This is a genomic window from Nocardia sp. NPDC051030 (assembly GCF_040683015.1).
Lineage (GTDB): Bacteria > Actinomycetota > Actinomycetes > Mycobacteriales > Mycobacteriaceae > Nocardia.
This window is the reverse complement of sequence record NZ_JBFBCD010000008.1, coordinates 112,000-132,764: the sequence shown is the minus strand read 5'-3', so window position 1 is coordinate 132,764 and position 20,765 is coordinate 112,000. Positions and strand designations below refer to the sequence as shown.

The 20,765-nt window shown below is 67.0% G+C and carries 23 protein-coding genes; 8 read left to right on the top strand and 15 right to left on the bottom strand.

The genetic code is table 11. The features are described 5' to 3' along the window. The first annotated feature begins 17 nt into the window (after window positions 1-17). Window positions 18-467 carry a hypothetical protein gene (locus AB0N05_RS26145; RefSeq protein ID WP_364698493.1) on the top strand — a complete coding sequence of 150 codons (450 nt, stop codon included), beginning with the start codon at window positions 18-20 and terminating at the stop codon, window positions 465-467. Between the two features lie 58 nt (window positions 468-525). Here AB0N05_RS26145 and AB0N05_RS26140 read toward each other — a convergent pair whose 3' ends face one another. Continuing rightward, a complete protein-coding gene (locus tag AB0N05_RS26140) occupies window positions 526-1,509 on the bottom strand; it encodes a 5'-3' exonuclease (protein WP_364698492.1) in 984 nt (327 codons plus the stop codon). 78 nt (window positions 1,510-1,587) lie between these two features. Here AB0N05_RS26140 and AB0N05_RS26135 point away from each other — a divergent pair, with 78 nt between their 5' ends. Continuing rightward, window positions 1,588-2,715: a Xaa-Pro peptidase family protein gene (locus AB0N05_RS26135; protein ID WP_364698491.1), complete on the top strand. Its 1,128-nt coding sequence runs from the start codon at window positions 1,588-1,590 to the stop codon at window positions 2,713-2,715. Here the strand turns inward: AB0N05_RS26135 and AB0N05_RS26130 are convergent. The 4 genes from AB0N05_RS26130 to AB0N05_RS26115 all read right to left on the bottom strand — a co-directional run bounded on the left by AB0N05_RS26130 (window position 2,702) and on the right by AB0N05_RS26115 (window position 5,105). Continuing rightward, a complete protein-coding gene (locus AB0N05_RS26130; RefSeq protein ID WP_364698490.1) occupies window positions 2,702-3,865 on the bottom strand; it encodes a serine hydrolase domain-containing protein in 1,164 nt (387 codons plus the stop codon). The two genes, AB0N05_RS26135 and AB0N05_RS26130, sit on opposite strands and share 14 nt — an antisense overlap. Window positions 3,866-3,927: 62 nt before the next feature. Then, entirely contained in the window at window positions 3,928-4,275 is a 348-nt protein-coding gene (locus AB0N05_RS26125) for a hypothetical protein (protein ID WP_364698489.1), read from the bottom strand. Next, complete coding sequence (locus AB0N05_RS26120; protein ID WP_364698488.1) at window positions 4,272-4,550, bottom strand: hypothetical protein; 279 nt, start codon at window positions 4,548-4,550, stop codon at window positions 4,272-4,274. The genes AB0N05_RS26125 and AB0N05_RS26120 overlap by 4 nt, the downstream gene beginning before the upstream one ends. A 126-nt stretch (window positions 4,551-4,676) precedes the next feature. Next, window positions 4,677-5,105 carry a PPOX class F420-dependent oxidoreductase gene (locus tag AB0N05_RS26115; RefSeq protein WP_364698487.1) on the bottom strand — a complete coding sequence of 143 codons (429 nt, stop codon included), beginning with the start codon at window positions 5,103-5,105 and terminating at the stop codon, window positions 4,677-4,679. A gap of 87 nt (window positions 5,106-5,192) precedes the next feature. Between AB0N05_RS26115 and AB0N05_RS26110 the strand changes: the two genes are divergently transcribed. Together AB0N05_RS26110 and cbiE are read left to right on the top strand one after the other, a co-directional pair. Next, window positions 5,193-5,954 (top strand): SDR family NAD(P)-dependent oxidoreductase, encoded by a 762-nt coding sequence (locus tag AB0N05_RS26110; RefSeq protein WP_364698486.1) that lies wholly within the window; start codon window positions 5,193-5,195, stop codon window positions 5,952-5,954. Between the two features lie 14 nt (window positions 5,955-5,968). After that, window positions 5,969-7,192 (top strand): precorrin-6y C5,15-methyltransferase (decarboxylating) subunit CbiE, encoded by a 1,224-nt coding sequence (gene cbiE / locus AB0N05_RS26105; RefSeq protein ID WP_364698485.1) that lies wholly within the window; start codon window positions 5,969-5,971, stop codon window positions 7,190-7,192. A gap of 34 nt (window positions 7,193-7,226) precedes the next feature. Here the strand turns inward: cbiE and AB0N05_RS26100 are convergent, their stop codons facing one another. The 3 genes from AB0N05_RS26100 to AB0N05_RS26090 all read right to left on the bottom strand — a co-directional run bounded on the left by AB0N05_RS26100 (window position 7,227) and on the right by AB0N05_RS26090 (window position 8,692). After that, on the bottom strand, window positions 7,227-7,826 hold the full coding sequence (locus tag AB0N05_RS26100) for a dihydrofolate reductase family protein (RefSeq protein WP_364698484.1): 600 nt from the start codon (window positions 7,824-7,826) through the stop codon (window positions 7,227-7,229). Window positions 7,827-7,940: 114 nt separating this feature from the next. Further along, window positions 7,941-8,252 (bottom strand): EthD family reductase, encoded by a 312-nt coding sequence (locus tag AB0N05_RS26095; protein WP_364698483.1) that lies wholly within the window; start codon window positions 8,250-8,252, stop codon window positions 7,941-7,943. A 218-nt stretch (window positions 8,253-8,470) separates the two neighbouring features. Next, window positions 8,471-8,692, bottom strand: a complete 222-nt coding sequence (locus AB0N05_RS26090; protein ID WP_364698482.1) for a hypothetical protein — start codon at window positions 8,690-8,692, stop codon at window positions 8,471-8,473. Window positions 8,693-8,930: 238 nt separating this feature from the next. Between AB0N05_RS26090 and AB0N05_RS26085 the strand changes: the two genes are divergently transcribed. Then, on the top strand, window positions 8,931-10,631 hold the full coding sequence (locus AB0N05_RS26085; protein WP_364698481.1) for a serine/threonine-protein kinase: 1,701 nt from the start codon (window positions 8,931-8,933) through the stop codon (window positions 10,629-10,631). Window positions 10,632-10,685: 54 nt separating this feature from the next. Here the strand turns inward: AB0N05_RS26085 and AB0N05_RS26080 are convergent, their stop codons facing one another. Genes AB0N05_RS26080 through AB0N05_RS26065 form a run of 4 tightly spaced genes read right to left on the bottom strand, consistent with a single transcriptional unit; the run spans window position 10,686 to window position 14,185 of the window. Next, entirely contained in the window at window positions 10,686-11,192 is a 507-nt protein-coding gene (locus AB0N05_RS26080) for a hypothetical protein (RefSeq protein ID WP_364699093.1), read from the bottom strand. Window positions 11,193-11,242: 50 nt separating this feature from the next. After that, window positions 11,243-12,364, bottom strand: coding sequence for a hypothetical protein (locus AB0N05_RS26075; RefSeq protein ID WP_364698480.1), 1,122 nt, complete (start codon window positions 12,362-12,364; stop codon window positions 11,243-11,245). A gap of 16 nt (window positions 12,365-12,380) precedes the next feature. Further along, window positions 12,381-12,788 carry a FixH family protein gene (locus AB0N05_RS26070; protein WP_364698479.1) on the bottom strand — a complete coding sequence of 136 codons (408 nt, stop codon included), beginning with the start codon at window positions 12,786-12,788 and terminating at the stop codon, window positions 12,381-12,383. Continuing rightward, on the bottom strand, window positions 12,785-14,185 hold the full coding sequence (locus tag AB0N05_RS26065; protein WP_364698478.1) for a hypothetical protein: 1,401 nt from the start codon (window positions 14,183-14,185) through the stop codon (window positions 12,785-12,787). Before AB0N05_RS26065 ends, AB0N05_RS26070 begins: the two co-directional genes overlap by 4 nt. A 228-nt stretch (window positions 14,186-14,413) precedes the next feature. Between AB0N05_RS26065 and AB0N05_RS26060 the strand changes: the two genes are divergently transcribed. The 3 genes from AB0N05_RS26060 (at window position 14,414) to AB0N05_RS26050 (ending at window position 17,673) form a co-directional block, all read left to right on the top strand. Further along, window positions 14,414-16,093, top strand: coding sequence for a protein kinase (locus AB0N05_RS26060; RefSeq protein WP_364698477.1), 1,680 nt, complete (start codon window positions 14,414-14,416; stop codon window positions 16,091-16,093). A 261-nt stretch (window positions 16,094-16,354) separates the two neighbouring features. Further along, a complete protein-coding gene (locus AB0N05_RS26055; protein WP_364698476.1) occupies window positions 16,355-16,939 on the top strand; it encodes a hypothetical protein in 585 nt (194 codons plus the stop codon). Further along, window positions 16,936-17,673 (top strand): cobalt-precorrin-6A reductase, encoded by a 738-nt coding sequence (locus tag AB0N05_RS26050; protein ID WP_364699091.1) that lies wholly within the window; start codon window positions 16,936-16,938, stop codon window positions 17,671-17,673. The genes AB0N05_RS26055 and AB0N05_RS26050 overlap by 4 nt, the downstream gene beginning before the upstream one ends. Before the next feature lie 5 nt (window positions 17,674-17,678). On the opposite strand, the gene AB0N05_RS26045 is transcribed toward AB0N05_RS26050, so the two are convergent. Genes AB0N05_RS26045 through AB0N05_RS26035 form a run of 3 tightly spaced genes read right to left on the bottom strand, consistent with a single transcriptional unit; the run spans window position 17,679 to window position 20,755 of the window. Next, window positions 17,679-18,224: a PadR family transcriptional regulator gene (locus AB0N05_RS26045; protein WP_364698475.1), complete on the bottom strand. Its 546-nt coding sequence runs from the start codon at window positions 18,222-18,224 to the stop codon at window positions 17,679-17,681. Between the two features lie 36 nt (window positions 18,225-18,260). Next, on the bottom strand, window positions 18,261-20,123 hold the full coding sequence (gene cobJ / locus AB0N05_RS26040) for a precorrin-3B C(17)-methyltransferase (protein ID WP_364698474.1): 1,863 nt from the start codon (window positions 20,121-20,123) through the stop codon (window positions 18,261-18,263). Next, a complete protein-coding gene (locus tag AB0N05_RS26035; RefSeq protein WP_364698473.1) occupies window positions 20,120-20,755 on the bottom strand; it encodes a precorrin-8X methylmutase in 636 nt (211 codons plus the stop codon). Before AB0N05_RS26035 ends, cobJ begins: the two co-directional genes overlap by 4 nt. Window positions 20,756-20,765: the final 10 nt, after the last annotated feature.

The following is a 20,765-nucleotide window of genomic DNA, read 5'->3' as shown; positions in this document are numbered from 1 at the left end:
GGATTTCTGGGGAAGTGATGTCGAAAAGTTTTGCGCGCCGGGCGAAATGGGGCCTGGCGGTCGCCGCCCTCGCGCTGACTGCGAGCTGCTCCCAGTCCGGTTCCGATGGGGCGGAATCGAATTCGCAGAAGACCGTCACCAGTACGGCCGAGATCGCCTCGTCGCCGTTCGTCAATGACTGCATCGCCAATAATCCGGTGACGCGGCCGGGACGCATGCTGCTCGCCTGCGGGGACGGCGGTTTGAGCGTGCAGAGCATCACCTGGAGCACTTGGGGACCGGACACGGCCGAGGGGGAGGGGACCCAGTACCGGCGCATCTGCGAACCCAATTGCGCTGCCGGGCATGAGGCGACCGCGCCCACGCACATCACGCTGCGGAAGGTGTCGAAGGGTTACTTCACCGAGGCCGTGATCACCGATCTGAACGGTAAGCCCGAAACCTGGCCGATCGCCCCGCTGCGCTGAGCTTCGTTCTCAGCGCAGGGTTCTCGGCGCAGGGCTCTCAGCGGTTCTCGGTGCAGGCTCAGCGCTTGGCCATGGCGGAAAGCAGTCGCTTGACAGGGCTTTCGGCGTTGTAGGCGACCGCGAGGGCATTCAGGCGATCGGGATCGGCCGGGGTGCGGGGGAGTAGATCCGGGCCGGAGAGCTCCACGTCGGCATCGCGGACCACCCGGACCACGGGGGCCGCCGCCTTCAAATAGTCGTCCGCGGCAAGGAGTTTCGCGCGCACGCCCTTGGCGAGATCGGAATCCGGATCGGCCGCCGCGGCGCGCAGGGCCTCGACCGTGCCGTAGCGGGTGATCAGCTGGGCGGCGGATTTGTCGCCGACGCCCGCGACACCGGGCAGGCCGTCGGAGGCATCACCGCGCAGGGTTGCCATATCGGCGTAGGCGGGGCCCGCATTCTCTTCCGGCACACCGTATTTGGCCGATACCTCGGCCGGTCCCCACAGTTCGGCCTTGGACAGGCCACGGCCGACGTAGAACACGCGCACGGGCGGGGTGGGGGTGTCGCGCACCAGTTGCAGGAGGTCGCGGTCGCCGCTCACCACGATGACCTCGCTGTCGGTTTCCGTGGTCGCGAGGGTGCCGATCACATCATCGGCCTCCAGGCCTTCCGCCCCGGCGGTGGCGATTCCCGCGGCCTCGAGCATCTCCATGATCATGTCGACCTGGGGCGTGAGGGTATCGGGCACCTCCTCGGCCTCGACGGCGGCGGCATGGCCGTCCAACGCCGCGACGTCGACGGTCTCGGCGACCCGATGCGCCTTGTAGGACGGAATCAGGTCCACGCGGAACTGCGGTCGCCAATCCAGATCCAGGCACACCACGAGGCGGCTGGGGGAGTGCTGTTTGGTCAACGCCGCGATCATGTCGGTGAAGCCGCGCAGGGCATTGACGGGTCGACCGTCGGGTGCGGTGATCTTCTCCGGAATGCCGTAGAACGCGCGGAACCACAGACTGGCCCCGTCGAGCAGCAGCAGCGGACCGGCGGCAGGAGTGCTCATGGGCTCTGACGCTACCGGGAGGGCGGGCTGAGCGGGTGTATTGGGGGCGGGCGGTGTCTGCGGGTAACTTGGGTGGACATGAGCGATCATGACGAGTCACGGTTCGCGGCGGCGGTCTACGGGGCGCGGTTGGAGCGGGCGGCGGAGTTGGCGCGCAATGCGCACCTCGATGCCCTGCTCATCACTCCCGGTTCGGACCTGCGCTATCTCATCGGTTCCCGGGCGCAGTCCTTCGAACGGCTGACCTGCCTGGTGATTCCGGCAAGCGGGGAGACGCCCTCGGTGGTGATTCCGAAGATGGAACTGGCGGGGCTGAAGGATTCCGCGACCGGGGAACTCGGTCTGCGAGTGCTGGATTGGGTGGATGGCGTCGATCCGTATCGGATCGTGAAATCGGTGCTGAATGCCGGTGCGCGCACCGCGGTCGATGACGCCATGCCCGCACTGCATCTGCTGCCGATCGCCGATTCCTTCGGCACCGTACCGGTTTCGGCCACCCCGGTGCTGCGACAGCTGCGAATGTACAAGGACGCCAGCGAGATCGACGCGTTGCGTCGCGCGGGTGCGGCCATCGATCGGGTGCATGCCCGCATGGGTGAATTCCTGCGCGCCGGGCGCACCGAGGGCGAAGTGGCGGCCGATATCGCCGCCGCCATTCTCGAAGAGGGCCACACCGCAGCGGCTTTCGTCATCGTGGGCAGCGGCCCGCACGGTGCGGACCCGCATCATGAGGTGTCGCAGCGCGTGATCGAGGACGGTGACGTGGTGGTCATCGATATCGGCGGGCCGGTCGAACCCGGCTACTACTCCGACTCCACCCGCACCTATGTGCTCGGTGAGCCGGAGGAGGAAGTGGCCGCGCAGATCGCGGAACTCGAACGCGCGCAGGCGGCTTCGGTCGCCGCGGTGCGGCCGGGCGTGACCGCCGAGTCGGTCGACGCCGCCGGACGCGATGTGCTGACCGCGGCCGGACTCGGCGAGTACTTCGTGCACCGCACCGGCCACGGCATCGGCCTGTCCGTGCACGAGGAGCCCTACATCGTGGCGGGCAATGATCTGGTGCTCGAGGCGGGCATGGCATTCAGTATCGAACCGGGCGTGTACTTCCCGGGCTCGTGGGGTGCGCGCATCGAGGACATCGTGGTGGTGACCGAGGACGGCTGCGAGTCCATGAACAACCGCCCGCACGGCCTCACCCGGCTGTAGGTCCTTCGAGAGTCGTTGGGTAGCTCCAGAAGTCCCGGATCCACGGATCCGGGACGGGGCTGTCCGCGCCGACTTGAGTGAGCAGAATGGCGATCGAACCCGTCGACGGCACGATGTGCGCCGAGGTGCCGGTGCCGCCGACCCAGCCGTAGCGGCCGGGCACATTCCAGGCATCGATCGGGGCGATATCCACAGAGCCGCCGAAACCCCAGCCCTGGCCGTCGAGGAACAGTTCGCCGAACTTCCGGCTGGCGGGGGTGGTGTGATCGGTGGTCATGAGTGCGATCGATTCGGTGGACAGCAGTCTGTGACCGTCCGTGCTGACGCCTTCGGCCAGCAGCATCTCGCCGAATCGCAGCCAGTCCCCGGCGGTTCCGGCCAGGCCGCCCGAGCCGAGCGGGAAGGCGGGCGGGGTGCTCCACTGACCGTTCGGTCCGTCCGCGAGCTTGAGGCCGTCCTCGCCCTGCCGGTAGTAGCTGGTGAAGCGGTGGCGTTCGGACTTCGGCACCGTGAAGCCGGTATCGGTCATGCCGAGCGGCTCGAAGATTCGCTCGGACAGGAAATCGGGCAGCGAATGGCCCGACGCCCGGGCAATGAGCACACCTTGGATCGCCGAACAGGTGTCGTAGAGCCAGGCGGTGCCCGGCTGGCTCAGCAGCGGAATCGCGCCGAGCGCGGCCATCCATTCATCCACCGGCGGGAAGCTCTGCGGCTCGCGGCCGTCCTTTTGCACGGTGAACAGCGCGTGCATGACCGGCAGGTCGAAGTCGGAGGCGAACCCGTATCCGGCGTGGGAGCTGAGCAGGTCGAAGACCGTGATCGGCCGGTCCGCCGGGACCACATCGTCGATCGGGCTCGCGGGCGTGCGCAGCACCTTCGGGTGCGCGAGTTCGGGCAGCCATCGATCCACGGGATCATGCAGCCCGACCTGTCCGTCATCGACGAGCATCAGAAGTGCCGCAGCCGTAATGGGTTTGGTGAGCGAGGCGAGCCGGAAGATCGAATCCGGCGTCATGGGGACCGTGTCGCCCGCATGCGCGAATCCGACCGCGGCTTCCTCCATACCGTTCCGGTCGGCGACGATCGCCACCGCGCCCGGCAGCGCGCCGTTGTCGACATGGGTTTGCAGGACATCGTGCAGCGTGGCCATGATCTACCGTCTTTCCCTGGTGTGAGCTCGGGAATGTAGACGCCGCGGACGGCCGGGAATGATCAGGCGATGCGGCGTAGGCCCGCGAGCATGCGCTTGATATCGGCCGCCGAGACCGAATAGTCCTGGTCGTCCTCGGCGATGCCCTCGTCCACCCAACTGCGGATGAGCGAGGCGAGATCGGTGCCGCGCTTGGCCGCGATCTCCTCCGCGCGCCGGCGCTGGCGCACGGTGAGCCGGACGGTGGTCACCACCAGGGTGTCGTCCGCGGTGTCGCGGACGGCGAGCCGCGAGGGCAGCACCTTGTCGGCGTCCAGGGTGTCGCCGAAGATCAGTTCCCCCGCGGCGGCTGCGGCAGCGAGGTCCTCAGCGTCCGCCAGGCCACGGAAGTCATTGTCTTTCGTGCTCATTGGTTCGCCTCCCATTCTTCGAACGCGGTCACCTGGTCGGCGGTCATCGGCGCGGCGTGCACGATCTGGTGATCGAACCCGCCGAGTGGTCGCAGGACCACCAGGATCGGCATGTCGTCCCAGGTGCGGGTCCATACCGCCAGTCCCGGAGCCCCGGTTTTGGTCGATACCGCCTGTACCCAGCGCCGTCGCGAATCGGAGAGTGCTCCGAGGACCGCTTCGGCTGTGAGACCGCCGCTCAGGTTGGTTGCCGATGACAACCATTCGTAACCCATCCCTAGAGAATACAGGGAGCATCTCCGCATGTCAGCGGCCCGTACCTCGGAAAGTCGCAGGCCCTCTCGATAGCTGCGGGCCTGGCAACCCTGCAGATATCGAGAAGGCCTGCGACTACGGTGCGGTCAGTGGTCGGTGGCGGGAGCGCCGGGCTTCAGGAGGCTGCTGGCCAGGACGCGCTGCACGGTGATGGCGATGACCACGCGGGTCGGGTTCTCGCGCGGCTGGCGGTAGCGCCCGGCATAGCGATTCACGGCGTCGGCTACCGATTCCGGATCCTCCAGAATGGTGGCCGGGCCCTCGAGGGTGATCCACTTCGGCCCCTCGACCTGACTCACGGCCGCATACCCGGACCGCCGCACATTATTGACCTTCACAGACCCGTCATTGGTGATGATCCGCGCGATCCCGGCCTCCGGATCCCAGGTGAAGCCGACCGCGACCACATGCGGGGTGCCGTTGGCGCGCAGGGTGGTCAGCGTGGCGAGGTGGCGCTCGGTGACGAACTCGGCGGCGGCGGGCGTGAGCTCGGGGCGCGTGGTGGTGCTGGTCATGGCTCCGACGCTACAGCGTGCATGTCGGCCGGGCGCGGATCGGGAGACTCGGCGAGGGGATCGGTGGCGGGTGGCACACTGTCTGCCATGGCATTCGGATCGCGGGACGTCGATGCAGGCGTCGTGCTGTTGCTCGGCGGGCGGAGTGAGATCGGACTCGAGGTGGCGCGGCGCCTGTCGCCGGGCCGCGTGGTGATTCTGGCCGCGCGACGCAGTGAGGAACTGCGCGAACAGCGGCGGGAACTGGGGCAGCACGGGGCGGCCGCGGTGCACTGCGTGGAGTTCGACGCGGACGATCTGGACAGCCATGCGCCACTATTGGACAAGATCATCGCCGAGCACGGGCGCATCGGCGTGGCGGTACTGGCTTTCGGCATTCTCGGGGATCAGGCTCGGGCGGAACAGGATCCGGCGCACGCGGTCGCCGTCGTGCACACCGACTACGTCGCACAGGTCAATGTCCTCACCAGCCTTGCGAATCTGCTTCGCGCACAAGGCGATGGCCAGATCGTGGTCTTCAGTTCCATCGCGGGCGTGCGGGTGCGTCGCGCCAACTACGTCTATGGTTCGGCCAAGGCGGGCCTGGATGGTTTCGCCTCCGGCTTGCAGGATGCTTTGCACGGCAGCGGAGTTCACCTCCTGCTGGTCCGCTCCGGCTTCGTCATCGGCCGCATGACCGCGGGCATGGAACCGGCCCCGCTCTCCAGTACTCCCGATCAGGTCGCCGACGGAGTCATCGCGGGGCTCTACCGCCGCGCCGGAGTGGTCGTGGTGCCGCGCCGTCTGCGGCTGGTCTTCACTGCCATGCGCTTCACCCCGCGATCGATCTGGCGGCGGGCTCCGCGGTGACGTCGACTCCCGCTGTGCCGTGGCGAAAGAACCGTCCCCTCGTCGTGGTCGGTATCGGAGCCGACGGCTGGGACGGCCTCGGCGGCCCGGCGCGGCGAGAGATCGCGGCGGCGGCGGTGCTGCTGGGATCCGAGCGTCAACTGGCGCTGGTCCCCGACGGTGAATCCGCCGCACAACGGGTGGCGTGGCCGTCGCCGCTGGTTCCGGCCCTGCCCGGATTGCTGGAACAGTTTGTAGGACAGCGGGTTTGCGTGCTCGCCAGCGGTGACCCCATGTTCTTCGGCATCGGGGTCACGCTGGCCCGCCTGGTGGGGCCCCAGGCCCTTCGTGTCCTACCGCAGCCGTCCTCGGTATCACTGGCCTGCGCGCGCCTTGGTTGGGCGCTGGCAGAAACCCCCGTGGTCAGCGCCGTCGGTCGCCGCCTTGAAACGGTCCTACCCGAACTGGCCGACGGTCGCCGCATTCTCGTCCTGAGCCCCGACGAGCACACCCCCGCGCAACTGGCGGAACTGCTGTCCCGCAATGGTTTCGGAGAATCCACTCTGACGGTCCTGGAACAACTCGGCGGCCCGGCCGAGACTACCGACAGCGCGACGGCCGCGGGCTGGACCCGCCCATCCGGCGATGTTCTGAATATCGTCGCAATTGAATGTGTCGCTGCACCCACCGCACCGCGCCTGACCCGCCTGCCCGGCCTCCCCGACAGCGTCTACAGCGGCGACGGCCAACTCACCAAGTACGAGATCCGCACCCTGACGGTGGCCGCCCTCGCCCCCGCCCCGGGCGAACTGCTCTGGGACATCGGCGGCGGTTCCGGCACCATCGCCATCGAATGGTGCCGAACCCATTCCACCTGCCGCGCCGTCACTTTCGAATGCCTCGAAAGCCGCCGCAAACAAATCACCGAAAACGCCGCAGCCCTAGGCGTCCCCCAAGTAGAGGTCCACCCCGCAGCCCCCGAGTCCTTCGCGGACCTACCCGCCCCGGACGCGATCTTCATAGGCGGCGGCCTAACCCAACCCGACATGTTCGAATCCTGCTGGCAGCGACTCCGCCCCGGCGGCCGCTTGGTCGCAAACGCGGTAACCGCCGAATCAGAAGCCTTCCTCACCAAGCTTTCCGCCACCCACGGCGGCACCCTCCACCGCTTCCAAATCTACCGATCCGAACCCCTCGGCACCTTCACCTCCTGGCGCCCCCAACTCCCAGTAACCCAATGGTCGGTCCAGAAGCCCTGAGGGCCAGGAGGTTTCGTGCGGTCGGACTACGAGGCTATTTGCGGACCACGTACCGCAGATGCAGGACGCCGGGATCCTCGAGGGTGCGCACCAGATCGAGTTCGGTGTGCTCGGGTGGCAGTCCATCGAAGAGCCGTCGACCCTGCCCGAGCAGCACCGGCCGCAACTGGATGTCGATCATGTCCAGCACCCCGGCCTTCAATGCCTCCCGCCCGGTATAGGCACCGTGCATCATCACGTCCCGTTCCCCGGCAGCCTGTTTAGCCTGCCGCACACACGAAACGATGCCATCGGTAATAAATCGCACCCGCTCGAACGGATTGTGCTCCGGCGCCTGATGCGTCGGCACAAAGATCGGCACCCCATTGTGATGATCCCCGCCCCAATACCCGGCAAACTCGCCCGTCCGCTTCCCCGCGATCACCGCACCGGTCGCCAAAGCCTCATCGAACACGAGTTGGCCATGGGAATACTTGGGCCGCATCGCCTCCAGCCCTTCTGCGCCAGGATCCCCGCCGCCAAGCCAATCCATCAGCCGCATCCCATCGGTGCCCGCCGGATTCTCGGCATTGTCATCCGGCCCAGTGATGAACCCATCAAGTGACATGGCCATGGTCAGAAATACCTGAGACATTCCTCTGCCCGCTCCATCGTCGAGTAGTCGATATTCACGTGGTAGCTGTGTGAATCACGCTAACTCACACCACCGGTCCGGGCTGCTGGATACAGGCAAGCGTTCCGGTCTGCCTCAGCTAATGCCGTCCTGCACCGGATAGTCGATGACGACCACACCGCCGGTGGCGTAGTTGACGACATCGGCGGACACCCGCTGACCTTCCGCCGACGACCGCGCCGCGGCCATGGCGGCAGCGTCCGCGAAGTCGGCCTCGAAGACCGCGAAATACGGCGCTTCTCCCTTCGTAGTCGCCACGTCGAAGCTGTAGCGACACGCAAGCAGTCCGGGCCAATTCATAACCAGTGGAAGATGGTTGGCCACGTAGTAGTCGCGGAAGTGGTCAGGATCGACAGGCTTGGGATACAGGACTAGCAACCTGTGCATGACTGCCTCCCGGCGTGTGTGAGCGCGGTCCTCAGTACCGCGGTCAGTTGAATCGTCATATGCGCAGGTTAGGACTTGATATGTGGTCGAGGGAAAGACCGGAACGGAATAGACTCAGAACAGATTGTTATCAATCGACCGTGAGGGCATGTGGCGCCGGATACGGTGACCCTGCGGTATTGCCCACGGCCGCTGCGGCTTTGGCGTGTGGTGTCCGGTTATGCGGGTACTCGTTGGCCTGCGTGGGTGCGGCGCCAGGCGTAGGTGAGGAAGGCGATCAGGCCCAGGAGGGGGAGGGTGCTGATGGCCCAGCTGATTCCCAGTGGGGGGCCGGGTTGTTTGAGGACGGTGAGGTTTTGGAGGTTGCCTTCGCCGTGGCCTTGGGGGCCGTCGATGGCGAAGTGGAAGGTCCAGGTGCCTTCCTTGTCCAGGGATTTCACGTCGAGGCCCCAGACGTCGCGTTTGCGGGGGTGACGGGAGAGGGGTTGGGTGTTGCGGGGTTTTCCGTTGGGTTGGATCGTGTTGCATGGTCTGCGGCGCGTCAGGCGTTCCCCCGCTGTGCCTATCGAGCGGTCTTAACCGAATCGGTTGTCAGGTGTCAACGTTCGGAAGTGTCCCAATGTCGGGGCACCAGGGGGGACGAAATCCGCGTATGGTCTGTGCGCGGGACCAGAGAGGGTGCTTGGGGTGGGGAATGTGTTGCGGCCGGGGGAGTTGTTTGCCGGCTATCGGATCGTAAGGGCGTTGGGTGCGGGCGGGATGGGGGAGGTGTACCTGGCCCGCGATCGCGACCTGCCGCGTCTGGTGGCGTTGAAGTTGCTGACCTGCACCGCCAGCGGCGACCGGGAACTTCGGAGCCGGTTCGAGCGGGAAGCGAATACCATTGCACGCCTGAGTCATCCGAATATCGTCACAATCTATGCCCGTGGCGAGGAGATCGACCAGCTGTGGATCGCGATGGCCTTCATCGAAGGCACCGATGTCGCAAGGGAATTGGACGATGCCCGCGCGATGGACCCGGGGCGCGCCGTCCGAATCATCGCCGAGACCGCCGATGCGATCGATTACGCGAACGACGCGGGCATACTGCATCGTGACGTGAAACCGGCGAATATTCTGCTCGCCGCCGGAACCCGAGAACGGGCCGTGCTCACCGATTTCGGGATCGCCAGCTCCTTCGAAGACGGCGCTCAACTGACGCGAACCGGCGAGGTTCTCGCCAGCTTCCAATACTCCGCGCCGGAGCGATTGGATTCCTCTGTGATTGCGGATCGCCGCGCTGACGTGTATTCGCTGGGTTGCACGCTGTACCAGATGCTTACCGGTTCGCTGCCGTACAACGGAGTCAATGCGGCACAGCTGATGGCCGGTCACCTGAACTCACCGGTCCCTCGCCCCAGCTGGCAAAACCCCTCTGTCCCACCGAGGTTCGACGATGTCATTGCGCGAGCCCTCGCCAAGAACCCAGCCGACCGATTCGCCACCTGCGGCGAACTGGCCGCAGCCGCGGAGCATGCGCTGAACCATCGGGTGACATCACGACCAGGGTGGTCGCCGCTCACCGACTCCGGCCCTCCAGTCGGGTATGCCGCAGCGGGGCCGCAACACACGGGATTGTCGCAATCGGTGCATGATTCTCGACCTCAGCCATGGTCGAATCCACGCCCGACGAGGCGTCCGGTGCGGATCGCCATCGGCATCGTCTTGCTGGTTACGGCGACGATAGCCGCCGGGGGCTACGGTGTCAGCAGGCTTGCTGATAGTTCTTCCGCGACGGCCGCGAGCGACACGTCGACTCCCAGCACACCGGCCACCACAACCGTCAAGAAGGACCTACGGGACGACGCCAAGACGGACATCACCCCGTACACGTCGATCGGCCTGTTGGCCGCGAATTTCACCGACGACCGAGGTGCCAAGTTCACGTTGCAAACCGGCGGTCCGCCGCAGAACGATACCCCGCCCGACTGTAGCCATGCCGGTGGCACCAAAGTGGTGGAAATGCTTGCCGAACATGGCTGTTCGGGCATGATTCTCGGCATCTACCTGGAGCAGACTAGTCCCGACGGACCGCCTCCCGTCATGGTCTCGGTCGAGCTTTTTCCACTCCAGGACGCGGCAACAGCCAAAGCGGCCGCCAACGACCTGACCAGCGACCTTCAGTCGGACCTCGTCATCTGGCATCCCCTGACCGGACCCGGAAACAATGTGAACAACGCCGGCGGGAACAACCCCCACCGCATGGCGGCGTACTCGGTCAACCATCGCTACCTCATCACCGCACTGGCCGCGCGCACCGACTTGAGCCAAGACCCCGCCATCGACCCATGGCTGAAGTCCGCGGCTCGCAGGGCCACCGAGACCTGCGGGCCGCAGTGAATCGACGATTCGCGCCTGCACACAGTGGATTTCGCGATTCAACCCCCGGATTACCTAACAAACGTTGCCCGACACGGCACTAGCGCGGATGGCGGGGCGGGTGCGGCGCCAGGCGTAGGTGAGGAAGGCGATCAGGCCCAGGAGGGGGAGGGTGCTGATGGCCCAGCTGATTCCCAGTGGGGGGCCGGGTTGTTTGAGGACGGTGAGGTTTTGGAGGTTGCCTTCGCCGTGGCCTTGGGGGCCGTCGATGGCGAAGTGGAAGGTCCAGGTGCCTTCCTTGTCCAGGGATTTCACGTCGAGGCCCCAGACGTCGCGTTTGCGGGGGTGACGGGAGAGGGGTTGGGTGTTGCGGGGTTTTCCGTTGGGTTGGATTGTGTTGAAGGTTCCGGATTTGTCGTCTACTCCGCCTTCGGGCATGAAGGTGAAGTCGAGGGATTGCATTGCGCGCAAAGGCCATTCGCTGAAGCCGATGGTGAGGCTGTAGGGGCCCGCTTGGACGTGTTCGGTGTGGACGATATTGACGGGCTGGTAGGCCGCGGCGGTGGCGGCGGTGGCCGTCATGAGGCCGAGGAGGGCCAGAAGTGTTGCGGCGGCGGTCAATAGGCGGTGGATCATGCGCGGGCTCCGGCGGTGGGGGCGGCCAGGCGGAGCATGGCGCCGAAGCCCGAGCCCAGGAAGCCGCCGAGGGTGCCGAGTACGGCTCCGGCGATGGTGGTGGCGATGATGTTCGCGGTGAGCGGTAGGTGCGAGCCGTAGATCATGATGTTCTGCCAGGGGGCGGCGAGGGAGATGATCGCACCGCCGAGGGCGCCTGCCAGGGTGGGGATCAACCAGGTGGGTCCGCCGGAGCGGCGCACCAGCAGGTCGACCACGATCCCGACCGGAATCAGGCAGAACGGAATCAGCGCCGGGGTCGACGGGAGGCCCCGAATATGTTCGCGCATGGGCAATCCCACGAAGTCGGCATAGGCGCGCGCGGCCCACGGCGCGAACCACCAGAACACGCCCTGAATGGCGGACCCGGCTACGGCCACCATGGTCGCGCCCCAGCGCCGGAAGGCCGCACCCGCGACAAGCAGAAGAATCACCATGAACGCGGTCACGGCGGTGGTCCAGCGGATGGTTCCTACGCTGAGCCGCTGCACGGCCAATGCGGTTACCGTGCTCGAAGTCAGCAGGTGCGCGAGGCTGACGAGCGCGCCGATATCGCCCCAGCGCTGTCCGCGCGCGGCCGCGAACACGATCACCGTGCCCACCGAGATGGCCGTGCTGGACAGGAACAACCCGATATGCGGCGGCGAGTCGATGATGGCATCGAAGCCATAAAGGCTGTGCCACCACAGATCCCACAATCCGTACAGCAGGAACGAGGCCGCGCCCAGCGCCGCGACCATGTACCCGAGCGGCGCGGTGAAGGTGCGGCGGAAGACGCCGATGCCCGGCCCGCCGAGTTCACCGTCCACGCTCCGTCCGGCCCGCCCCGCCGCGGTGGTGGCGAGAATGACCGCGAGACTGGTGAATCCGGCGATCGCCGCACTGGCATAGATGAACAGATGCGGCAGCGTGAAGAAGGTGTCCGGGCCGACATCGGAGTGCCACTGGATATCCCAGGTGGAGCCGACCGCGAAGGTCATGCTGGCGGCGAACAGGATGGATGCGGGCAACCAGGGTCGAACGGTGAGCGGGGCAGCCGCGGTGGCGGTCATGCCGCGGGCATTGGCGGTGAGGTCCATTTCCTTTTCTCCCGGATCAATTGGCCTGGATGGCGAAGGTGGCGCGCCCGGATCCCTGCGATCCGGACAGGTTCACGGCGATCTCCCACTGGCCCGGCATGGGCAGGCTCACGGTGGCGCGATAGTGGCCGGGTGCGGCGGAGGTCGCGGGATTGGGCGGCACGGCATGACCCATCTGGGGCATGGCGGGCTCCACCGACACCTTGTCGGGTGCGGCGGGATCGCCCTTCTGGTCGGTGATTTCAAGGTCGACGGTGTTGTCGCCGGTGCGGGGCGTGCCATCGGCGACGGTCAAGGTGACGAGATACGGCCCGGCGCTCATGCGCTGCACCGTTTTCGCGTCGTCGCTGGGCCAAACCCACCACGCCACGAGTGCCGCGACAATCACGACGGCGGCGGCGATGAGCCCCCGGCGCGCGGTCATCGCGGCACTGCCGCGCGGACATCGACCGTGGCGGGCACGGTCAGCACGGAATATCCGCGTTCGGCCTGCGCCCAGACCAGATAGCGGCCGGGCAGCGGAAAAGTGAAGGTGAAGGCGACATTCGGGCCATAGGCGGCGACGGTCTCATCCGGTGCCTGTGCCCCCACCGCGAGCGTCGGCGGCATGGCATGCGCATGCGCCCAGATCGGAGCCGTGCCCGCGGTGGTGCCGGGGGAGGTGCCCTCGGGCAGCGGGCCGACCGCGATGAGATGGCCGACCATACCCAGCCACGGCTGCAGATCGGCCGCCCCGCCGAAACGCGCGGTGAGCGTGCCGGGCTCACCCGCGACCAGATCGGTGGCATTCAATTCGGTGCCGGGAGCGGCCGTATCGCCGGTGCCGGGTGCGGCATCCCCGGAGATCCGTAGTGACGACCGGAGCAATTGCACCCCTCCTCCTCGCCGGGCAATTTCGGCGGCAATGGCGTAATCCCCGGACTCGGTGAAGCCGAGCCGAATCCGATACTCCCCGGGCGCGGTGCGAATGGGATGCCGATGCCACAGCCGCCCGGACGGCCCGACGATCATGAGATGCATGAGCGCGTCATCGGTGACCAGCAGATCGTCGACGGGACGTCCGGTCGCCGAATCGGTCAGCGAGAGCTGCACGTCGGTCGGATGGCCGGTCGAGACCGATTCGGCACGCACGGTCAGATTCGCCGGTGGGCGTGAGTAATTGGTGGTCAGCGGCAATCCGAGTTCCGGATACGGGTCGCCGATATTCCCGGAGGTCGGATCCAGCAGGCTGCCCGCGGGCCGCGGCTGCGGTGCGCTCGACGACAGCAGCGCGGCGGTGACCGCCACGGTCAACGCCGCGATGGTCCCACCCACGGGCACCAGCGCCACCCAGCTCCGCTTGGCGATGAGCGCGGTCCCCAGCGACACCAGCACCAGCGCCCCCGCGGTGAAGAATCCGCCGTAGGCCGCGCGCTCCCACGGCGTCACGACCTGCGCGGCAACGAGAAACGGTATGCGCGAAGTCTGTTCGCCATCGGACACCGTGAGCTCCCACGGCCCGGCATGATCGACTCGCAGTGTCGCCGGATAGGGCCCCACCCGCTCGGTGAGCTGCACGGTCGTCGAGGACCCCGCCCCGCCGCGATCGGTCGGCATCGCCCCGAGCGTGAGCGTCCCCGCCGCCGTCCCGGCATGACTGACCACCTCAACCTGCAGGGGCCCCGGCACCGGTTGCGCCCGATGCACGATGATCGTCAACTCCCGTTCTCCCAGTGACTGCGCCACCATCAACTCCGCCCCACCGGCCGGCCCGTCGGCACGAGCCGGGGGAGCGGTGAGCAGGCCCACGGCGAACAGGCACGCACCGAACACGATCGCCACACGGCACCCACCTCGTAAGCGGGCGGTCCACGGCGGCTGCATGATTCCGAAGCTACCGAAACAATCTCGGAAGCGAATCCCACCTGCGGGGGATATCGGGTCAGGGATCACCTGGGGTATCCACCTCACCCGGCCGAGGGATCCGCCCCCCGACTCGACGGAGGAGGGAGTTCAGTACCCGCGCGCGTGCCGGTATTGTCGGCGCTTGCAGCTGCATTGGAGGAATAGTTGGGTGGGCAACTCCGGACGGGGGTTATCTTCGCCGGGTATCGGATCGAGCGTTTGCTGGGCACCGGCGGGATGGGCGAGGTGTACCTGGCCCGGGATCGGGACCTGCCGCGGTTCATCGCGCTGAAGGTGCTCAATCGTGTAGCGAGTGCCGACGAAGAGGTTCGGCAACGCTTCCGGTGGGAGGCGAATACGATTGCGCGACTATCCCATCCGAATATCGTCACGATCTTCGCGAGCGGCGAGGAAGAGGGCCTGCTCTGGCTCTCCATGGCCTATGTCGACGGGGCCGATCTGGCCGCCGTACTGGATGGCGGCCCGCTCGAGCTGCGCCGTGTAGCCGCCGTCACCGCGCACGTGGCCGCGGCCCTGGACTACGCGAACGACGCGGGAGTGCTGCACCGGGATGTCAAGCCCGCCAATATCCTCTTGACCGCGAACCCGCGAGAATGGGTGCTGCTCACCGATTTCGGCATCGCGAAGTCGGTCCACGAGGGAAACAGCCTCACCGATGTCGGTTCGATCGCGGCGAGCTTCTCCTATGTCGCCCCGGAACGATTCCACCGCGCGGTGCCGGTCGACCGTCGCGCCGACGTCTACTCCCTCGGCTGCACGGTGTTCGAAATGCTCACCGGCGTACCGCCGTTCCCCGACGGGGATCCGCAATATCTGATGTACAGCCATCTCAGCGGGGCGATTCCCGCACCCGATGCCGTGAAACCGGGTCTCCCGGTCGCGCTGCGCCCGGTGATCGCCCGCGCGATGGCGAAGAATCCCGCCGATCGATACGCCACCTGTCTCGAGTTGTCCGCGGACTTGACCGCGGCGATCACCCCGGCGGAAGCGGCCACCCGTCCCGTGCCCACCGTGGCCGCCCGCCCGCGATCGAACACCGGCCCATCGCGAAAGCCCCCCGCCTCAGCGACATTCGCGACGGTCGGCCGTAAACCCGCAACTCCCGTTCCCGGCGGCCGTAAACCCGCAACTTCCGTTCCCGGCGGCCGTAAACCCGCAACTTCCGTTCCTGGCGGCCGCAGACCCGCAACTCCCGTTCCCGGTGGGCGTAGACCCGCGGCCGTTCCCCGTGGCGGTAACTCGCCCCGCTTGCCGCTGCTGGTTGTCGTCGTCACCCTGATCTGCGCGGCCGGTGTGGCCGTCACCGGGCTCATCTACTCGGTCACGGATACCGACTCGTCGTCCGCAGCCGCCACGTCCTCCCCGTCGACAACCTCCACGCGCCCGACCGGATCGGCCGTCACCTCCGCCCTCGCCGCGGGCCCAGCGGTCGATGGATGCCCCTCACGCCGCAATTCAACCGTGGTGGCCGGTACCGATCCGGGCGGAACCGCCAGTGGCCCCGACGCCATCCTGGCCTTCCAATATGCCTACTACGTCCTGCGTTCGGGCACCGCCGCCCGCAAGGTCGTCGCCGACGGTTCCAACATCTCCGAGGCCGCGACCCTCCAACAGGCCATCGACAGCTACGTCCCGTCCGGCACCCGCTACTGCGTGCAGGTCACGCCGGACGTGAGTGCCGCCATCCCGCCCGGTTCGGAGATGTGGACCGTCGAGGTCACACAGCAGCGTCCGGGTGCCTTGCAGGAAAGCTTCAAGCAAACAGTGACGACCCGTCGCGACGCTGACCGCACACTCATCACCGCCATCGAGCAACGCGGGTAGGCGCCGGATACTCGTCGTCGGGAAATTCAGCTTCACCGCCTCGCGGCCGAGGAACCACCTCACTTTTGTGGGCGATCGCGGCCCGTTCCCGGGTGTGATTGGGGCATTCTGATGGTGCGTGCGTGGCTTTTTCGCTACTGCGGCGCAATGAGGACTCGAGGGAATGCGTAACTCGTACTGAAACATTCACGCTTCAGCAGGTATGGTCGGTTCCGTGACCCGATCGTTATCGGGTTCGGTACTAGTTGTCTTGGGAGATTCATGAAGTACAAGAAGTTCGCCGCCATCGCAATGCTTGCTGTCGCTGCCACCGGGATCGCTTCCGGTACCAGTGCTGCCGCGCCCGTCGATCCGGCCCCGGTTGTGCAGGATCAGCAGGTCGCGCCGCAGGTGCAGGGCAAGCAGCAGGGCGTTGATTACATCGTGAAGCTGGCCGAGGTCGGCAATGGTGTGATCACGCAGGTGACGGGTGGGCAGTTCAGCCTGGACAGCACCGGTAAGAAGGTGGTGCTGAAGAACGAGGCCGGTGTGGTGGTCACGCAGGTCGCGCTGGCCGGGGAGCTGCAGGGCAAGCCGGTCGAGCTGGCCGCGGGCATCGACAATGACGGTAAGCAGCTCACGTTGACCCCGGTTACCGCTCCGCTGGTCACCGCGAAGGAGATCGGCTCGCAGGAGTGGTTCTTCTCCGAGTTGCAGCATGCGGCGCTGGGCGGCGTGATCGGCGCGATCATCGGTGCGTTCTTCCTGGGCATCGGCCTGCCGTTCGGTGCGCTCATCGGCCTGCTGGTCGCCGGTGGACAGCCGCTGATCGATTCGGGTTCGGCCTACTTCAGCGGGCAGCCCTGAGAATTCTGATTCTGGGCGGCACCCGGGAAGCCCGGGAACTGGCCGACATCGCCTCCGGCGAGCGAGGATTCGATATCGTCTCCTCGCTCGCCGGTCGTGTGCGCCAACCCATCCTGCCGGCGGGACAGGTGCGCATCGGGGGCTTCGGCGGCGTGGATGGACTGCGAAGCTGGTTGGCCAAGAACGGCATTCAGGCGGTGATCGATGCCACACATCCCTTCGCCGGGGGGATGACCGCCAATGCGGCCGCGGCGGCGACCAGTTTGGGGTTGCCGGTGGTGCACCTGCGCCGCCCGGCGTGGACCGAGCAGGCCGGGGACAATTGGATTCGCGTGCCCTATTTGGTCGTGGCGGCGGAAACCGTTGCCGGACTGGGGGATCGCGTGTTCCTGACCGTCGGCCGCCAGGGTGTGGCGGCCTTCGCGGAGTCGGAGCAGTGGTTCCTGATCCGCGCCATCGATCCGCCCGAATGCGCCGTGCCGAAACGGCATGAGGTGCTGCTGGCGCGCGGCCCGTTCACCGTCGCCGATGAGGTCGAGTTGCTCACGGACCGTCGCATCGATGCCCTGGTCACCAAGGACAGCGGTGGAACGCTCACCGAGGCGAAGCTCACCGCGGCCCGTGAGCTCGGCCTGCCGGTCGTCATGATCGATCGGCCGCGCCTGCCGGAGGGTGCGACGCAGGTGGAAACCGTTGCCGCGGCGTGGGATTGGTTGCTCCGCCAGGCGCGTTAGACCGATCAGGACAGTCGGCTATTGCGGTCGAGTAGTTCGGGCAGCCGGTCGAACCATTCCAGGACGGCCCGCTCGTAGCGAATACCGAAGTCCAGGGTGGCGCGTTCGAAGGGCGACATCTTCTGCTCGTCGTGGCCGGAAAGGTATTTGGCCAGGCGTTGTTCGTGCACGGTGCGATTGGCGGCGATGATGCGGTCGAGCCGGTGTGGGTCGACGAATTCACCGAAGGACAGCGTGAGCAGCAGCGGCACGCGGATGGTTTCCGCGCCCGGATCGCGGGCGATCCATTCGGCGAAGGCCTCGCGGCCGTCCTCGGTGATGCGGTAGGGCGTGCGGTCGCGGGCGCCGGATTCGCCCTTCTCCACCAGGCCGTGCTGATGCATGGCGCCGAGCTCGCGGTAGACCTGGCTCTGGGTGATGGTCCAGAAGTCGCCGATGCGGTCCTGCGCCAGGGCGACCAGGTCCCATCCGGACATATCGCCCCAGTGTAGGAATCCGAGTAGAGACGCGGCCGTCGAATTGAGCTGGCGACGCGATTTCTCTTCTGTCACTGCCACTCCTTCCAGCCTACGTTCCACTATGGAATATTAATCCCCGTAGCGCCGCGAGGTGTACACCCGGGGTCCGCCCGGCGCGTCGAACACCGTGGTGGTGGATGCGCCCACGATCAACAGCGTGCGCATATCCACCTCGGCCGGATCCAGCTCGCCCAGGGTAACCACCCGCACGGTCTCGGTCGGCCCGCCCACATCGCGGCCGATGACCACGGGCGTGTCCGGCTTACGGTGCTCGAGCACCAGCTCCCGCATCGCCGCCACCTGCCACTTGCGCTGCGACGACGCCGGGTTGTACACCGCGAACGCCATATCGGCCCCCGCCACCGCCGAAATCCGCTTGGCCACGGCCTCCCACGGCTTCAGCCGATCCGACAGCGAGATCATGGCGAAGTCATGCCCCAGCGGAGCCCCCATCCGACTGGCCACCGCACTCGCCGCGGTAACCCCCGGCAGCACCCGCACCGGCACCTCCCGCCACTGCGGATCGGCCGACTCCTCGACAACCGCCGCCGCCATGGCGAACACCCCGGGATCCCCGGAGGACACCACAACAACCTTGGCCCCCTGCTTGGCCATATCCAAAGCCATTGCGGCCCGCTCGGATTCGACCTTGTTATCACTCGCATGCCGCCGCTGCCCCGCCCGCACCGGCACCCGATTCACATACGTCGAATACCCGACGATATCGGTGGCCTCGGCCAGCGCCTTCGTCACTTCAGGAGTAGTCCACGCCTCGGCTCCCGGGCCAAGCCCGATAACCACCACTTCGCCCGTTCGATCCAGCTGCGCCGCAGATGAATCCGTAGCCGTGCCCGGAGCGGCGACGTTTGCGGCGACTGACGCGGACCCGGTATCTGTGGCCGAGCTGCCGTCTCGGGTCACAGCTCGATCATCGTGCGGATCACCGTGTGTCACAGTCGATGCCGCGGCGAGCAACTCGGCGGGCGCGGCAGCGGTCGAGTCGACCGAGATTTCGGTGGGAGCCGCATGCGTAGCGGTCGCGCTAGTTACGGTGGTCGCGACACCCGTCATCTCGGCATGCTCCTGGCCGGGATGACCTACTGCGCGCTGGGTTCCGGCCAAGAATGTGCCGGAATCACGGGGCGAAGCTTCCGTCCCGCGCGTGGAGGCGGTGGCAGCGTCGGATGTGGTGTCCGTCAGTGTGATTCGGGTTTCCGGCTTCGGGCCGGGGACGATGGTGATCGCGAAGTACGGGACGCTGGCCTCATCCACGTCGGCGGCGCGCAGGACGCGCTGGCGGGTGCTGCTGGCGCGTTCGACATAGTAGGCGTCGGCGAGGCGGCCGGAATCGGAAAGGGCTTGGCGGACACCGGGATAGGTGCGGCCGAGCTTCATGATGGCGGCGGCGTCGGTTTCGCGCAGGCGGCGGGTGAGCTCCTCGGTGGGCATGGTGCCGGGGAGGATGGTGAGGACCTGTTCGCCTTCGACCAGGGGAGTGGCCAGGGCGGCCGATGCGGCGCTGACCGAGGTGACGCCGGGGATGATCTCGGAGTCGAAGCGGTCGGCCAGGCGGCGGTGCATGTGCTGGAAGGAGCTGTAGAAGAACGGGTCTCCGGCCGCGAGCAGGGCCACCGAGCGGCCCGCCGCGAGATGTTCGGCCAGGCGGGCGGCGGCCGATTCGTAGAATTCGTCGATGGCGCCCTGATAGCCGCCGGGATGATCTGTGGCCTCGGTGGTCACCGGGTAGACGAGATGCTCTTCGAGCTGGCCCTCGCACATATAGGGCGCGGCAATGGCGCGCGAGATGCTGCGGCCGTGCTTGGCGCTGTGGAAGGCGATCACATCGGCCGCGCCGATGACCCGCGCCGCCTTGACCGTCACCAGCTCCGGATCGCCGGGGCCGAGTCCGATGCCCCAGAGCTTGCCGCTCATTCTGTCTCGCTCGCAATCGCATTGAGGGCGGCGGCGGTAATGGCGCTGCCGCCGCGCCGGCCACGCACGGTGAGGAATTCGATATCGCCGTATTCGGCCAAGGCCTGCTTGGATTCGGCCGCGCCGATGAAGCCGACCGGGATGCCGAGCACCGCGGCCGGTCGGGGCGCGCCCGCATCGAGCATGTCGAGCAGATGGAACAGCGCGGTCGGCGCATTGCCGATGGCGACCACCGCGCCCTCCAGTCGATCACGCCAGAGTTCCAGTGCCGCAGCGGATCTCGTATTGCCCATCAGCGCGGCCAGCTCGGGCACGCGCGGATCGCCGAGCAGGCACAGCACGTCATTGTCGGCGGGCAGCCGCTTACGCGTCACCCCGGAGGCGACCATATTGGCGTCGCACAGAATGGGCGCGCCACCCCGCAGCGCGGCCCGCGCCGCGGCCACCACACCGTCGCTGTATTCCACATCGCCCGCGAGATCGACCTGCCCGCAAGCGTGGATCATCCGCACCACCACCTGCGACACATCCGCCGGGAACCGTGCGAGATCCGCCTCGGCCCGAATGGTCGCGAAGGAGCGCCGATAGATCTCGGCCCCGTCGGTGAGGTAGCTGGTGCGCACGTCGGACATGGCGTCCACC